The sequence below is a fragment of the Massilia timonae genome (assembly GCF_001866515.1).
GTDB classification, from domain to species: domain Bacteria; phylum Pseudomonadota; class Gammaproteobacteria; order Burkholderiales; family Burkholderiaceae_D; genus Telluria; species Telluria timonae.
Genome location: NZ_JRYB01000001.1, coordinates 4481347 through 4496434 on the forward strand (window position 1 = coordinate 4481347; position 15088 = coordinate 4496434).

The following is a 15088-nucleotide window of genomic DNA, read 5'->3' on the forward strand; positions in this document are numbered from 1 at the left end:
GGCGGGCCGCTCCGGCTCGTGCAGGGTGTGACGATATGGGCGAGGGGACCTTGAGTTTGCGCGGGCGACTGGACAAGCCGGGGGAGTCAGGTGTACGCGCATTTGTTCAGGCAGGTGCAGGGGCACTGGTTGCCTTATTCGACTTTCAGGCAACTGGAGGTGGCGAAGCCGAGTTACGCTGGCAGATATGCGAGTGAAATCAGCCTTCATTCCACCTCGGGCAGGAAGAATACTCTGTCAACTTCCCCATTGTATTTGTCGGTTTCAAATACCAGCAAGTAGCCTTTTCCGTACATGCTCTCGACGGTCGTTGGCCCGACAAAATAGGCTGGGTTTGTATCGTAATCATAGTAACCCGTCGGCGCGCCAAGCAGCGCAACTACTTCTTTACGATGAAAGCTGGTGACGTCATGTTTCCTGAGGAGCGAAGCAGTCATCTCGCCACGCTGCAGATCCGTGGCGGTTGCCCAGGTTTCAGCGGTAAACTCACGCGCCCCCAATTTGCTGGCTTGATCTTCGACTGATTTCCAGCAGCCGGAAAGTAGGATCGAAAGCAATAAAATCTGTGCCCAGGTTGGCATCTGGTCATCTCACTGGCTGAGTACTTTTAACCGGCCGGACCGTAAAGCGCTAATGCAAAGTTGGCCGAGTAATTGATTCGACGTGGGAATACGGCCAATGCTCAGACCGACTGCATTGTTATGCAGATCCATGGCTTTTTCCTCAGGTGGGTTCTCCGGGAAATCTTCGTGCGCCGAAGTGTATCTGAGCGCATTGTTATAGCCTATCTCGCGACAAAGAATTGCAGACCAGAAGCAGTGGCGAAACGCGTCGCCCTGGCCGTTGTGGTCGTGCCTGCCAAATAGTCTCTTCGTCTCGTCGGTCGCAGTACGCGCTGCCTCGTCGATCAAGGTCGCATGCTCTGGGTACATCATTAAATATACTTTCTCGCTCCTGCTGAGATTCCAAATTTTTATGAGTACCGATGCGGGCATTCTAAGAACTCCTGGAACGAATCAACGTTTAAGTGTTCCATGCGTCGCGAAAGTGTCATTTGGCGTCCCTCAAGAGAATGCAATGAAATTGAGTAAAGCTTGAGAGGCCTGTGCCCAGGCTTGCACGCTGAATTCGCGGTCTCCGAGCTTGCGTGCCTGGCGTTCGACCGAGTACCACCAGCCGTGCGCGAGTGTCAGCAGCCCAATCATTGCGGCCAGTAAGACAAAAACCGGGCGACGTTGTGCCATCTGTCGGGTGTGACTGGTTTTGATTACTTCACTTCGGGAACGAAATGAACGCGTTCGATCCGGCCGTTGGTCTGGTTTGCTTCAAACACCCATAAATAGCCCTTTCCATGAATACTGGTGACGGTATCTGGCCCGACAAAATAGGCTGGATTATTATCGTAGTAGTAGTAGCCTGTGGCTGGACCCAGTATCTTTTCGATCTGGCGCCGGTCGAGGGCGGTAGCGTCATACTGGCGCAGGAATGACGCGGTCATCTGGCCACGCTCGATCCGCGATGCAGTGGCCCATGATTCAGGCGTGAACTCTCGCTCTCCCAGTTTGATTGCTTGATCAAGGGCTACGTCCGGCGAGCACGCTGAGAGGAAAAGCACTGCGGAAAGCGCGGTGAGGACGGGTCGCATGGTTTCATCCTAGCGTTCGATGATCTTGAGTCGTCCAGTGCGGAGTGCATCAACGCATCGCAAGATCAGTATCTGATTCGGACCTCCGTAGCGGGCCGATACTCAGTCCGACGGCGTTATTATGCAGGTCCATCGCCTTCTCGGCCGGTGGATTGTCCGGAAAAGCTTCGTGCGCATTCGTGTACCGCAATGCACCGGCATACCCAATGTCTCGCGCGAGAAGTGCGGACCAAAAACAGTGTCGAAACGCGTCCCCCGGCGTATTGCGGCGGCTTCCTGGAAACCGCAGTTCGCTTTCGAGCAGTGCGCGCTGCGCGGATCGCTTGATTACCGCCGCCTGCTCGGGAAACAAGGCGAGATGAATTTTTTCACTTGCCGTCAGCTTCTGGAACAGTTCCGCATACGTCGTTGTCATATTAGTTTCCTTCTATGATAGGCGGTAAGAGTATTTCATGCCCTGTCGTATTCACTCTTGGTCATGCTCAATCCGTACGCTGGCCCGGCGCGTCAGAAATCAGCGGCACAGGCGCTAAACGAATTGAGTAAAATGCCGTCTTTCGCCAGTACAGATCACACCATGGAACTCCGCGCCGCCGCGCTGTACGCGCTGCTCGAAACCGACCCCGCCACCAAGGCCCAGGCGGTCGCCGCCTTGAGCGCCGCCTGCAAGGCCGGGAACGTGCGCATCGACACCGCCACCGCGCTTGCCGCGCCCGCCGGCATCCCCGGCCGCCCGGCCCGCCCCGAACTGGTGCCGCCGCTGCAGGTCGGACGCCGCTCGATGGCCACGCCCGAGGGGCGGGCCATGCTGGTCCACGCCCTGGCGCACATCGAATTCAATGCCATCAACCTGGCGCTCGACGCGCTGTGGCGTTTCCATGGCATGCCGGAGCAGTATTACCTCGACTGGCTGCGCGTGGCCGACGAAGAGGCGCTGCATTTCACGATGCTGAGCGCGCACCTTGGCACGCTTGGCCACGCCTACGGCGACTTCCCCGGCCACGACAGCCTGTGGGAGATGGTGGCCAAGACAGGGGACGACGTCATGGCGCGCATGGCGCTGGTGCCGCGCACCCTGGAGGCGCGCGGGCTCGATGCGATCCCGCCGCTGCGCAAGAAGATCGCCCAGGCCGGCGACCTGGCCGCGGCCCAGATCCTCGACCGGCTGCTGGTGGACGAAGTAGGGCACGTCGAGATCGGCAACCGCTGGTACTTCAGCCTGTGTCATGAACGGGGACTGGAGCCGATCGCCACCTACGACGAACTGACCGTGCGCTACAAGGCCCCGGTCCTCAAGGGACCGTTCAACATCGAAGGCCGGCGCCAGGCCGGCTTCACCGAGGCCGAGCTGCAGCGCTACCGCTGATGGACACTGGTGTGGAAACTGGCTTCTTGTTGACGCGCCACTGGCGCGACACCGGCGCCGGCTGCGAGGTCGAGTTCTGGCTCGCCACCGACGCCGGGCCGCGCCGCCTGCGCCTGCCGGTGCAGAAGCCCGTAGCCTTCATCCCGGAAGAGCAGCGCGCCACTGTCGAGCAGTTGCTGAGCGATGAACGCGGCTGGGAGCTGCGCCCGCTCGACCTGCTCGATTTTCGCCACCGGCCGGTCGCCGGCCTGTACTGCCGCAAGTACCGCCAGCTGCTGCGCATCGAAAAACAGCTGCGCCAGCACGGTCTCGACGTGTTCGAGGGCGACGTGCGCCCGCCCGAGCGCTACCTGATGGAGCGCTTCATCACGGCGCCGGTGAGCTTCGCCGGCACGCTGGTCGATGGCGATCCGCTGCTGCTGGTCGACGCCGTCCTGAAGCCGGCGCCGGGCTACAGGCCGGCGATCCGCACCGTCTCGCTCGACATCGAAACCACCTTCCAGGGCGAGCTGCGCTCGATCGCGCTCGAGGGCTGCGGCCAGCGCCAGGTCTATATGCTCGGGCCGCCCAATGGCGAGGACGGGGAACGCGATTTTGAACTCGACTACTGCGACACCCGGCTCGAACTGCTCGACCGCCTGGAAGAATGGTTCATCCGCCACGACCCCGACGCCATCATCGGCTGGAACCTGATCCAGTTCGACATGCGGGTGCTGCAAAAGCATGCCGATCGTTTCAACCGCCCGTTGCGCCTGGGCCGCGACGGCAGTGCGATCGAGTGGCGCGAACATGGCGGCAAGCAGGAGCATTACTTCATCTGCATCGCCGGTCGCCTGGTCATCGACGGCATCGATGCGCTCCATTCGGCCACCTGGAGCTTCCCGTCCTTCAGTCTCGAAAACGTGTCGCGCGCCTTGCTGGGCGAAGGCAAGGCGATCGACAACCCGCACGACCGCATGGCCGAGATCGACCGCATGTTCGCCGAGGACAAGCCGGCGCTGGCCTGGTACAACCTCAAGGATTGCGAGCTGGTCACGCGCATCTTCGACAAAACCAGGCTGATGGCCTTCCTGCTGGAGCGCGCCAGCGTGACCGGGCTGGCGGCCGACCGCAGCGGCGGTTCGGTGGCGGCCTTCGAGCACCTGTACATGCCGCTGCTGCACCGCCAGGGACGGGTGGCGCCGAACATCGGCGACGTCGCCGGCGCCGACAGTCCCGGCGGCTTCGTGATGGATTCGCGCTCCGGCCTGTACGATTCGGTGCTGGTGCTGGACTACAAAAGCCTGTATCCCTCGATCATCCGCACCTTCCTGATCGATCCGCTCGGCCTGGTCGAAGGCTTGCGCGAGCCCGAGGACGCCACGGTGCCGGGCTACCGCGGCGGGCGCTTCTCGCGCACCAGGCACTGCCTGCCCGGGATCGTGACCCAGGTCTGGGCCGGCCGCGAAGCCGCCAAGCGCGAGCACAATGCGCCGCTGTCGCAGGCGCTGAAGATCATCATGAACGCCTTCTATGGCGTGCTCGGCACCACCGGCTGCCGCTTCTTCGACCCGCGCCTGGCCTCGTCGATCACGATGCGCGGCCACGACATCATGCACCGCACGCGCGAGCTGATCGAGGAGCAGGGCTACCAGGTGATCTACGGCGACACCGATTCGACCTTCGTCTGGCTCGGGCGCGAGCATGCCGAAGGCGATGCGCGCCGCATCGGGCAGGCCCTGGTCGACCACGTCAACGGCTGGTGGCGCAACCACTTGCAGGCCGAACTGGGCATCGAGAGCGCGCTCGAACTGGAGTACGACGTGCACTTCCGGCGCTTCCTGATGCCGACCGTGCGCGGTTCGGACGAAGGCAGCAAGAAGCGCTACGCCGGCCTGGCCGCGAGCGCCGACGGCGGCGAAGAGATGGTCTATAAAGGCCTGGAGACGGTGCGCACCGACTGGACTCCGCTCGCGCAAGCCTTCCAGCAGGGGCTCTACGAACGCATCTTCAAGGGCCAGCCCTATGAAGACTATGTGCGCGAGCTGGTCGCGCGCATGCTGCGCGGCGAATGCGACGACGATCTCGTCTACCGCAAGCGCCTGCGCCGGCCGCTGGAGGAGTACCAGTGCAACGTCCCGCCGCACGTGCGCGCCGCGCGCATGGCCGACGAGCACCACCTGCGCCAGGGCCGCCCCGCGCTCTACCGCAAGGGCGGCTGGATCCGGTATGTGATGACCTTGAACGGCCCCGAGCCGATGGAAGCCCGCCACGGCGCCATCGACTACGAACACTACCTCACGCGCCAGCTCGAACCGGTGGCCGACGCCATCCTGCCCTTCCTGGGCGACAGCTTCGCCAATCTCACCAGCCCGCAGCAGACGCTGTTCTAGCAGTTCTTGTCGCCCTGTCACGCGTTGGAAACATCGGCTCGCTAGACTGCCGTCACGTTTTCAACAGGAGGGGACCACGTGGACCGTCGGGGCTTTTTACGTAGCAGCGCATACTTCACCGTCGCCGCCGCAGGCGGCTTGCTTGCCGCCTGTGGCGGTTCGGACGACACGCCGCCGCTGGGCAGCTTCACCTTCCCGCTGGGCGTCGCCAGCGGCGATCCGAAGGAGGGCAGCGTCGTGTTCTGGACCCGTTGCGCGCCGGAGAGCGGCAGCGAAGCGGTCGAACTGCGGCTCGAAGTGGCGATGGACGCCGCCTTCACCCAGGTCGCCGGCGTGGTCGAACTGAACGCGCTGCCGACCTATGACCATACGGTGCGCGCCAAGCTGACCGGCCTGGCCCCAGCCACCCTGTATTACTATCGCTTTCGCGCCGGCGCCGACCTGAGCCCGGTGGGAAGGGCCAGGACCGCGCCGGCCGCCGCCAGCACCCCGGCGCAGGTGCGCTTCGCCTGGATGACCTGCCAGGACTGGAGCGTCAACCACTGGGCCGCGATGGGCATGATGGCGGCCGAGGAACTCGATTTCATCGTCCACCTGGGCGATTATGTCTACGAGACGGTCGGCGCCGACTTCCAGTCGGGCCGCGCCGAGCCGGCCCATACGCGCATCGACCTGCCCGACGGCGTGACGATCGCGGGCGGCGCGCGCTACGCCAATACCCTGGCCGACTATCGCACCTTGTACCGCACCTATCGCAGCGATGCGCGCCTGCAGGCGCTGCACGCCAAATGCCCGATGATCGTGATCTGGGACGACCACGAGTTCTCGGACGATTGCTGGCAAGACCACCAGACCTACGACAACGCCAACCAGCAGCAGACGTCGCGCCGCCGCAATGCGACCCAGGCCTGGGCCGAATACATGCCGGTCGACTGGGGCGACGTCTCGTTCGACCTGAACAAGGCAGGCCACGACAATATCCGCATCTACCGCGACTTCCGCTTCGGCGCCCTGATGCACCTGGTGATGACCGACCAACGTTTGTACCGCGACGACCACGTGGTCAATGAAGCGGCCTATGCCGGCATGCTGCAGGGCGACCCGGTGGCCGGTGACGATTCGATCGGCTCGCGCTACTTCGTGCCGCAGCCGCTGCTGGCCCGGTTCGAGGCCGGCGCCAGGACCGCGCTGGGCCGCAATCCGGGCCTGCTGGGACCGACGCAGACCCAGTGGTGGAAGGACACCATGCAAGGCTCGACGGCCACCTGGAAGGTATGGGGCAATGAAGTGACCCTCAACCGCATGTGGCTCGACATGCGCACCATGGCGCCGCCGCCGTACGACAACCTCTACATCGTGAATGCCGACGGCTGGGATGGTTATCCTTCCTATCGCGCCGAGATGCTGGGCCACCTGGCCAGTAACGACGTCAAGAACGTGGTGGCGATCACCGGCGACCTGCACGCCTTCCAGTGCGGCGTGATCTACGACAGCAACGATCCGCGCAGCGGCCGGCCGGTGGCGGTCGACTTCGTCGCAGCCGGCATCAGCAGTTCCTCGTTCTACCAGTACCTGCGCGCCGGCGCCGGCAGCACGCCGCTGGCGCCGCTGGTGGCCACGCCGCAGGGCTTCGACCAGGTGCTGCGCATGAACAATCCCGCCTTTGCCTACGCCGACCATGACGCCCAGGGCTATGCGGTGGCAACCGTCACGCCGGCGACGTTCAGCGTCGTGTTCACCAAGGTCAAGCCGCTCGATGCCAATGGCGCCGCGCCGGCCGCGCCGCTGGCCAAGCGCACCCGGATCACGCTGGCAAACGGCTCGACGACGCCGCGCGTGGAGGACAACGTCGCCTGAACACAGCGTGCCGATGCCGCCTGCATAAACGCACACGACATCGGCGCAAACGCTGTCCCACGGCCGCGCTCCCTTTCTATAATGATGACGTCCTTGCACGCCATCGCCATGGAGTCGTCTTGTCCTTCCTGATCGTCCTGGCCGCACTGGCCTTCCTGATGTTCGCCGCCTACCGCGGCTACAGCGTCATCCTGTTCGCGCCGGTCGCCGCCCTGGGCGCCGTGCTGCTCACCGACCCGGCGCAGGTGGCCCCGGTCTTTTCCGGCATCTTCATGGAAAAGATGGTCGGCTTCGTCAAGCTGTACTTCCCGGTGTTCATGCTCGGCGCGGTGTTCGGCAAGGTAATCGAACTGTCGGGCTTTTCCGAGTCCATCGTGGCGGCGGCGATCCGCTACATCGGCGCCGCGCGCGCGAATGCCGTCATCGTCGCCGTCTGCGCCTTGCTCACCTATGGCGGGGTGTCGCTGTTCGTGGTGGTGTTCGCGGTCTATCCGTTCGCGGCCGAACTCTATCGGAAAAGCGACATCCCCAAGCGCCTGTTGCCGGGGGCGATCGCGCTGGGCGCCTTTTCGTTCACGATGGATGCCTTGCCCGGGACTCCGCAGATCCAGAACATCATCCCGACCACCTTCTTCCAGACCACCTCGTGGGCCGCGCCGGTGCTGGGCACCCTGGGAGCGCTGTTCATCCTGGCGGTCGGGCTGACTTACCTGGAGTGGCGGCGGCGCGCGGCCGCCGCCAAGGGGGAGGGCTATGGCACGTCGCTGGTGAACGAACCGGAGCGGGTGGAGACCAGCGCCGGCGGCTTGCCGCATCCGCTGCTGGCGGTGGCGCCGCTGCTGCTGGTGGGCGTGGCCAACTTTGCCTTCACCCGCATGATTCCGGTCTGGTATGGCGGCGACAGCCACACGGTGCCGCCCGAGATCCTGCCCGGCATCGCCACGCCGGTCACGACGACGATCAAGACCGTGACCGCGATCTGGGCGGTGCAGGCGGCGCTGCTGCTGGGGATCCTGTTCGTGGTCGCGACCGCGTTCACGCGCGTGGCGAAGCGCTTCGCCGACGGCAGCAAGGCGGCGGTGGGCGGCGCGCTGCTGGCGGCGATGAACACGGCGTCGGAGTATGGCTTCGGCGGCGTGATCGCGGCGCTGCCCGGCTTCCTGGTGGTGAGCGACGCGCTGCGCAGCATTCCGAATCCCCTGGTGAACGCGGCGGTCTCGGTCAGCGCGCTGGCCGGCATCACCGGCTCGGCCTCGGGCGGCATGAGCATCGCGCTGGCCGCGATGTCCGACGTCTTCATCCGCGGCGCCGAGAGTGCCGGGATACCGCTCGAGGTGATGCACCGGGTGGTGGCGATGGCCAGCGGCGGCATGGACACCCTGCCGCACAACGGCGCCGTGATCACCTTGCTGGCGGTGACCGGCCTGACCCACCGCGAGGCCTACCGCGACATCTTCGCCGTCACCCTGATCAAGACGGCGGCCGTATTCTTTGTCATCGGCGTATATTACGCCCTCGGTCTCACGTGACAATTCGTGGTTTTTTTGCACCTGTTCCCGCAAAATCAGCAAGGCTTATGGCTTGTATTGACCCAAGAAAGAGCCACGCGACTACAATGAGTTCCGCAATGGTTTCCGTGAAGCACTATTAATCCAGGATGGAACATGAAATCGGTACAACAAGAAGTCGACGAACGCAGCAACCTGACCGGCACCAACAAATTCGAATTGCTGTTGTTCCGCCTGGGCGGTGACGAGCAGGGCAACCATAACGAGCTGTTCGGCATCAACGTCTTCAAGATCCGCGAGATCGTCGCCATGCCCGAGATCACGGCGGTGGCCGGCGCGCCGCAGCACGTGCTGGGCGTGGTCAACCTGCGCGGCCAGATCATCCAGGTGCTCGACCTGCCGGGCATCACCGGCGTCAAGCCCAAGACCGGCCTGAACATCATGCTGGTGACCGAGTTCGCGCGCACCACCCAGGCCTTTGCCGTCGAGAGCGTGGAAGAGATCGTGCGCCTGGACTGGAGCCAGGTCATGACCGCCGAGCACAGCGCCGGCAGCGGCATGGTGACCAGCATCGCGCGCCTGCCCGAGCAGGATGGGCAGCCGGCGCGCCTGGCCCAGGTGCTGGACGTCGAGACCATCCTGCGCAACCTGAACCCGAACCAGGAGCGCGAGAACATGGAGCAGGCGGTGGGCGCCAAGATCGTGATCAAGCCGGGCGCCGTGATCCTGGCGGCCGACGATTCGGTGGTGGCGCGCGCGCTGATCGAGCAGGGCCTGGACGCGATGGGCCTGCCCTACATCATGACCAAGAGCGGCAAGGAAGCCTGGGACCAGCTGGGCACGATCGCCGCCGCGGCCGAAGCCGAAGGCCGCACCGTGTACGACCGCGTGGCCATGGTGCTGACCGACCTCGAGATGCCCGAAATGGACGGCTTCACGCTCACCCGCAACATCAAGTCGAGCAACCGCTTCGGCAACCTGCCGGTGGTCATCCACTCTTCGCTGTCGGGCACCACCAACGAAGAACACGTCAAGAACGTGCGCGCCGACGCCTATGTGGCCAAGTTCTCGGCCGAAGACCTGTCGCGCACCCTGCGCAAGGTGCTGGGCGGCTGATCCTGCCCCGGGGATCACATGCCAGTTGCCGCAATGATATGATGCGGCCGTGATCCCCGACCTTTCCCACTTACTGATCCTCGACAGCCTGCTGCGCGAGGGCAGCCTGACCCGCACCGCCGAACTGCTCGGCATGACCCAGCCCACCGTCAGCCGCGCGCTGGCGAAACTGCGGCGCCATTTCGGCGACCCGCTGTTCGTGCGCTCGGGTCAGCGCATGCAGCCCACCTCCCGCGCCCTCGAACTGGCCGGCCCGGTGGCGGCCGTGCTGGACGCGGCGCGCCAGCTCGAAGGCGGCCCGGCCGCCTTCGATCCGCTCAGCGCCACCCGTTCCTTCGGCCTGTACATGGTCGACGGCGCGGTGGTGAACATCCTGCCCCAGTTGCTGGACGGGCTGGCCAGGCTGGAGAACGGCGCCGCTGGCCTGCAGCTGCGCAGCGTGCACATCGATCCCGGTTCGCTCGAGGCCCAGCTCGAACGCGGCCATATCGACCTGGCCATCGGCCGCTTTCCGCACCTGCTCAACAACATCCGCCAGCGCAAGCTGTGGGACGACGAATACGCCTGCCTGATGCGGCCCGGCCATCCGTGGGCCGGGCAACTCGACCGCGACGCCTGGCTGACCCACCGCCACGTGCTGATCGAGATGGAGCACACCAGCCACCACAACGTGGCCGTGACCCGCAAGCTGGAAACGCTGCTGGAGCCCACCCGCATCCTGTGCCATGTGCCGAGCTTCACCTCGGCGGCGCACATCGCGCTGCATACCGATGCCATCGCCACCATTCCGCTGCGCCTGGCGCGCCCGCTGGCGCGCGACCTCGGCCTGACGCTGGCGCCGATGCCGGTCGAGCTGCCGCCGCTGCAGCTGGCGCTGTACTGGCACGAGCGCAGCCACCGCGACCCGGCCAACCGCTGGCTGCGCGAGTTCGTGCTGACGACCTTGACCAATACGCTGGGGGCCGGGACCGGTTATGCAGATTCTGCATGATGTCCATGCCGCTTATGGCATGGCCTAAATAACTCAGAGCAACTATGCTTCGGCTATCCCTGTATTTTTGCCGAGGCACACCATGCTTCAATCCCTTTCCGCGCCAGGCCGGTGTCCGACCCGCCTGGCGCTTGTTTCTGCGATGCTCGTACTCAGCGGCTGCGTGTCGATGGGCGCGCAGCCGCAATTGGCCCGCCTGAACCAGGACGCGGCCGCGAATTCATCGCGCGCTATTGGGTCGTTGGCGACCGGGACCGCCGCCTGGCCGGCCCAGGATTGGTGGCGCGCCTATGGCGACCCCCAGCTCGACCGGCTGGTGGAGGGCGCGCGCGACGCCAGCCCGACGATCGCCGGCGCGCTCGCGCGGGTGCGCCAGGCGGCGGCCCTCGAAGGCCTGGCCGCGGCGAGCCTGGGGCCGCAGGCCAACGCCTCGGTCCGTTCGGCGCGCCAGCGCTACAGCGAGAACGGCAGCGTGCCCAAGCCGCTGGCCGGCAGCTGGCAGTGGGTCAACGACGCCAGCCTCAACCTGGGTGTCGAACTCGATTTCTGGGGCAAGAACGCGGCCAGCGTGGCCGCCGCCGCCGGCCGCGTCAATGCGCGCCAGGCCGAAGCCCAGGCCGCGCGCCTGGCGGTGTCGACCGCCGTGGTGCAGGCCTACCTGCGCCTGGACCACCTGTATGCGCAACGCGACCTGGCCGAGCAGGAGCTGCGCCAGCGCAGCCGCATCCTCGAGCTGGTGCAGCAGCGCGTCTCCGCCCAGCTCGACAGCAAGGCAGAGCTGAAGCAGGCCGAGATCGGCGTGCCGGCCGCGCGCGGCCAGATCGCGGCGCTGGACGAGGCGATCGCGCTGACCCGCGGCCAGATCGCGGCCCTGGGGGCGCAAGGCCAGGACGCGGCCGAATCGATCGCCCGTCCACGACTGCGGCTGGAGCGCCCGGCGGCGGCGCCGGCCGACGTGCCGGCCGCGCTGCTGGGCCGCCGTCCGGAACTGGTGGCGCTGCGCTGGCAGGTCGAGGCGGCCAGCGGCGAGATCGACGTCGCCAAGGCGCAGTTCTATCCGACCGTGAACCTGAGCGTGTCCGGCGGCCTGGCCAGCCTGGGCTTCGACCGCCTGCTGCAGGGCGGCAGCCGCAGCTTCGCGGCCGGTCCGCTGGTGACCCTGCCGCTGCTCGACGGCGGCCGGCTGCGCAGCAACCTCGCCGCGCGCAACGCCGAATTCGACGTCGCGGTCGAGAACTACAACGCCGCCGTGATCGATGCGCTGCGCGACGTGACGGCGCAACTGACGTCGCTGCGCTGGCTGGGCGAACGGGTGCGCGAGCAGGACCAGGCCCTGGCCGCCGCCGAACAGGCCTATGAGCTGGCCGAGCAGCGCTACCGCGCAGGGCTGGGCAACTTCGTGCAGGTCCTGATCGCCGAAACCCAGGTCGTGGCCCAGCGCCGCGCCCAGGCCGAGCTGGACGCCCGCGCCTACGAGCTGGACGTGAACCTGGTGCGCGCGCTGGGTGGCGGCTACCAGGCCCCGTCCGCAAGGCCCGCGCTGGCCGCGCATTGAACAATCGAGAGAACGCTATGGACACCAATAATACGAACAACGCTCCCCAGGGCCGCCGCAAGGGCGCGCTCGGCCTCACTGTCGGTCTGACCGCGGCCGTGCTGGCCGCGGCCGGCGGCATCGCCTGGTCTTCGCCCGAGGTGCTGGGCATCGGCTGGAACAGCCAGCACACCGAAGACGCCTACGTCGAGGGCAACCTGGTGCAGGTGACCCCGCAGGTCGCCGGCACCGTGACCCGCATTGCTGCCGACAACACCGATTTCGTGCGGCCCGGCGACGTGCTGGTGCAGCTCAACGAGGTCGACGCGCGCCTGGCCCAGGACCGCGCCGAGGCGGCGCTGGCCAAGTCGGCGCGCCAGGTGCGGGCCCAGTTCGCCGGCGTCGAGCAGCTGCGCGCGACGGTCGCCCAGCGCGAGGCCGATCTCGGCAAGGCCGCCAGCGACCTCGAGCGCCGGCGCAAGCTGGCCGACACCGGCGCCGTGTCGGGCGAGGACATCCGCCATGCCGAAGACGCCGTGGCGGCCGCCCGCGCGGCGTTGACGGCCGCGCGCCAGCAGGTCGGCTCGGCGCTGGCCCTGGTCGACGGCACCACGGTCGAAAGCCATCCGGACGTGCAGGCCGCGATCGCGCAGCTGCGCGACGCCTCGCTGGGGCTGGCGCGCACCACGCTGGCCGCGCCGGTGGGCGGCATCGTGGCGCGCCGCAACGTCCAGATCGGCCAGCGCGTGGCGCAGGGCACGCCGCTGATGGCGATCGTGCCGCTAGACCAGATGTGGGTCACCGCCAACCTGAAGGAAACCCAGCTCAAGGACGTGCGCATCGGCCAGCCGGTGGCGGTGACGGCCGACGTGTACGGCAAGGACGTCGTCTTCCATGGCCGCGTGGTCGGCCAGGAAGCCGGCACCGGCAGCGCCTTCGCCGCCGTCCCGGCGCAGAACGCGACCGGCAACTGGATCAAGGTGGTGCAGCGGGTGCCGGTGCGCATCGCGCTCGACCCGGCCGACCTGGCGCGCCATCCGCTGCGCCTGGGCCTGTCGATGAAGGTGGCGATCGACACCAGCAGCAAGCAGGGCCTGAGCCTGATGCAGGCCGGCGCCGCGCGCCAGCAGTACAAGACCGTCGTGTTCGAGACCGAGTCGCATGGCGCCGAGGAGGCGATCCGGCGCGCGCTCGGTCACCCGGGCGCGGTGGCGTCGCGTTGATGGAAAGGGCAGGCGATGAACGCCCCCGCTAAGCTTGCGATTCCACGTCCGGCGCTGCTGGCCGCGATCTTCGTGTTCAACTTCATCGAGTTCCTCTCGACCGGCATGACGGTGTTCGCGGCGTCCGCCATCATGGGCCACGTCGGCGCCTCGCCCGAGGAATACGCGACCGTTTCGGCCCTGTATGCGGCAGTGGCGGTGCTGTCGATCTCGCAGCTGACGGTGATGGTGCAGCGCCTCGGCTGGCGCAACTACCTGCTGGGCGGCGTGGTGTTCTACATGGTCGGCGCCTGGATCTGCGCGGGCAGCGGCAGCGTCGCCGCCTTCGCCGGCGGCCGGCTGTTGATGGCCATCGGCGGCGGCGTGTTCATGACCGCCTCGCGCATGATGGTGAACCTGATACCGCCGTCGCCCCAGCGCCTGCAGGGCATCGCGGCCTTCGGCGGCGCGCTCTCGCTCGGCCTGGCGCTCGGCCCGCTGGCCGCGGCGAAATTCATCGGGCACGAAGCCTGGGGCGGGATGTTCCTGCTGCTGGCGGCGCTGGCCGCGATCGGCGCCGGCATCGCGGCGCGCTGGCTGCCGCTCGGCGCCGACACGCTGGACGGCACGCCGACGCGCCTGCACGTGCCGGATGCGATCCTGCTGGGCGGCGGGGCCGCGATCACGCTGTTCGCCCTGCAGCACCTGACCTACGACTGGCATGGCGGCCAGCGCGGCGCGCTGCTCGGCCACCTGGCGCTGGGCCTGGCCTTGCTGCTGGCCTTCGGCCTCGTCAAGGCGCGCCGCCACGAACCCTTCCTGCACCTGAACATCCTGGCCAGCGCGCGCTATCGCCTGGGCCTGGTCATCTTCGCGGTCTGCTACGCGGTGCTCGGGATGGTCAATACCCTGTTGCCGCAGGCGGTGCAGAAGGGCCTCGGCATGGGGCTGGAACAGGCCGGCGTGCTGCAGGGCGTGGGGCTGCTGTCGACCTTCGTCGTGTTCGTGGTGATGCTGCAGATGGTCAAGCGTAATCCGCATCCGACCAGGTTCTTCGTGACCGGCTTCCTGATGCTGGCGGCGCTGGGCTGGCGCTTCGCCACCCTCGATCCGCGCGCCAACGCCTGGGATACGGTGATGTTGTGGATGGGCCTGTTCGGCGGCTTCCTGACGCTCGGCATGGCGACCGCCGCGATCCACTCGTTCAAGGATCTGCAGGCCGACAACGTGGTGTTCGCGCACGCCCAGCAGCTCAAGAACATGCTGGGGCAGGTGGGCCTGGCGCTGGGCGTCGGCGTGACCAATATCGCGCTGCAGGAGCGCACGGCCCTGCATTCCTCGCGGCTGGCCGAGAAGGCCGGCGCGATCGGCGACGGCGGCCTGGAACTGGCGCGCCAGGCCGGCCTGCTGGCGAGCCAGGACCTGTTCTGGATCGTGATGGGGGTGGGCCTGGCCGGCGCCGTGCTGCTGACCATGCAGCGCCGGTTCGACTAAGGG

At 66.6% G+C, this 15088-nt stretch carries 13 protein-coding genes; 9 read left to right on the forward strand and 4 right to left on the reverse strand.

Annotation, left to right across the window (positions count from 1 at the left end):
* Positions 1–206: 206 nt before the first annotated feature.
* The 4 genes from LO55_RS18960 to LO55_RS18970 form a co-directional block, all read right to left on the reverse strand.
* A complete protein-coding gene (locus tag LO55_RS18960) occupies positions 207–581 on the reverse strand; it encodes a hypothetical protein (protein WP_143054563.1) in 375 nt (124 codons plus the stop codon).
* A 9-nt stretch (positions 582–590) separates the two neighbouring features.
* Complete coding sequence (locus tag LO55_RS26460; protein ID WP_143054564.1) at positions 591–995, reverse strand: DUF6973 domain-containing protein; 405 nt, start codon at positions 993–995, stop codon at positions 591–593.
* Between the two features lie 272 nt (positions 996–1267).
* Positions 1268–1645, reverse strand: a complete 378-nt coding sequence (locus tag LO55_RS18965) for a hypothetical protein (RefSeq protein ID WP_071362675.1) — start codon at positions 1643–1645, stop codon at positions 1268–1270.
* A gap of 49 nt (positions 1646–1694) precedes the next feature.
* Positions 1695–2060: a DUF6973 domain-containing protein gene (locus tag LO55_RS18970; RefSeq protein ID WP_143054565.1), complete on the reverse strand. Its 366-nt coding sequence runs from the start codon at positions 2058–2060 to the stop codon at positions 1695–1697.
* A gap of 162 nt (positions 2061–2222) precedes the next feature.
* Here LO55_RS18970 and LO55_RS18975 point away from each other — a divergent pair, with 162 nt between their 5' ends.
* From LO55_RS18975 to LO55_RS19015, 9 genes are all read left to right on the forward strand, one after another.
* Complete coding sequence (locus tag LO55_RS18975) at positions 2223–3011, forward strand: ferritin-like domain-containing protein (RefSeq protein ID WP_071362676.1); 789 nt, start codon at positions 2223–2225, stop codon at positions 3009–3011.
* Positions 3011–5383, forward strand: coding sequence for a DNA polymerase II (locus LO55_RS18980; RefSeq protein ID WP_071362677.1), 2373 nt, complete (start codon positions 3011–3013; stop codon positions 5381–5383). The genes LO55_RS18975 and LO55_RS18980 overlap by 1 nt, the downstream gene beginning before the upstream one ends.
* Before the next feature lie 78 nt (positions 5384–5461).
* Positions 5462–7240: an alkaline phosphatase D family protein gene (locus LO55_RS18985; protein WP_071362678.1), complete on the forward strand. Its 1779-nt coding sequence runs from the start codon at positions 5462–5464 to the stop codon at positions 7238–7240.
* Between the two features lie 119 nt (positions 7241–7359).
* The gene (locus LO55_RS18990) at positions 7360–8769 is read left to right on the forward strand and encodes a GntP family permease (RefSeq protein ID WP_071362679.1); all 1410 of its coding nucleotides are present in this window, start codon (positions 7360–7362) and stop codon (positions 8767–8769) included.
* A gap of 135 nt (positions 8770–8904) precedes the next feature.
* Positions 8905–9864 carry a chemotaxis protein gene (locus tag LO55_RS18995; RefSeq protein ID WP_005670620.1) on the forward strand — a complete coding sequence of 320 codons (960 nt, stop codon included), beginning with the start codon at positions 8905–8907 and terminating at the stop codon, positions 9862–9864.
* Positions 9865–9913: 49 nt separating this feature from the next.
* A complete protein-coding gene (locus LO55_RS19000; RefSeq protein WP_071362680.1) occupies positions 9914–10855 on the forward strand; it encodes a LysR family transcriptional regulator in 942 nt (313 codons plus the stop codon).
* Between the two features lie 142 nt (positions 10856–10997).
* On the forward strand, positions 10998–12410 hold the full coding sequence (locus LO55_RS19005) for an efflux transporter outer membrane subunit (protein ID WP_229410185.1): 1413 nt from the start codon (positions 10998–11000) through the stop codon (positions 12408–12410).
* Between the two features lie 17 nt (positions 12411–12427).
* On the forward strand, positions 12428–13612 hold the full coding sequence (locus LO55_RS19010; RefSeq protein ID WP_071362682.1) for an HlyD family secretion protein: 1185 nt from the start codon (positions 12428–12430) through the stop codon (positions 13610–13612).
* 15 nt (positions 13613–13627) lie between these two features.
* Positions 13628–15085: an MFS transporter gene (locus LO55_RS19015; protein WP_071362683.1), complete on the forward strand. Its 1458-nt coding sequence runs from the start codon at positions 13628–13630 to the stop codon at positions 15083–15085.
* The last annotated feature ends 3 nt before the right edge of the window (positions 15086–15088 follow it).

Excerpts from the sequence above, each read along its gene's own strand:
- LO55_RS18995 (WP_005670620.1), top strand. The coding sequence starts at position 8,905 with ATGAAATCGGTACAACAAGAAGTCGACGAACGCAGCAACCTGACCGGC.
- LO55_RS19005 (WP_229410185.1), top strand. The coding sequence starts at position 10,998 with ATGCTCGTACTCAGCGGCTGCGTGTCGATGGGCGCGCAGCCGCAATTG.
- LO55_RS18975 (WP_071362676.1), top strand. The coding sequence starts at position 2,223 with ATGGAACTCCGCGCCGCCGCGCTGTACGCGCTGCTCGAAACCGACCCC.
- LO55_RS18980 (WP_071362677.1), top strand. The coding sequence starts at position 3,011 with ATGGACACTGGTGTGGAAACTGGCTTCTTGTTGACGCGCCACTGGCGC.
- LO55_RS18970 (WP_143054565.1), bottom strand. The coding sequence starts at position 2,060 with ATGACAACGACGTATGCGGAACTGTTCCAGAAGCTGACGGCAAGTGAA.
- LO55_RS26460 (WP_143054564.1), bottom strand. The coding sequence starts at position 995 with ATGCCCGCATCGGTACTCATAAAAATTTGGAATCTCAGCAGGAGCGAG.
- LO55_RS19010 (WP_071362682.1), top strand. The coding sequence starts at position 12,428 with ATGGACACCAATAATACGAACAACGCTCCCCAGGGCCGCCGCAAGGGC.
- LO55_RS19015 (WP_071362683.1), top strand. The coding sequence starts at position 13,628 with ATGAACGCCCCCGCTAAGCTTGCGATTCCACGTCCGGCGCTGCTGGCC.
- LO55_RS18960 (WP_143054563.1), bottom strand. The coding sequence starts at position 581 with ATGCCAACCTGGGCACAGATTTTATTGCTTTCGATCCTACTTTCCGGC.
- LO55_RS18965 (WP_071362675.1), bottom strand. The coding sequence starts at position 1,645 with ATGCGACCCGTCCTCACCGCGCTTTCCGCAGTGCTTTTCCTCTCAGCG.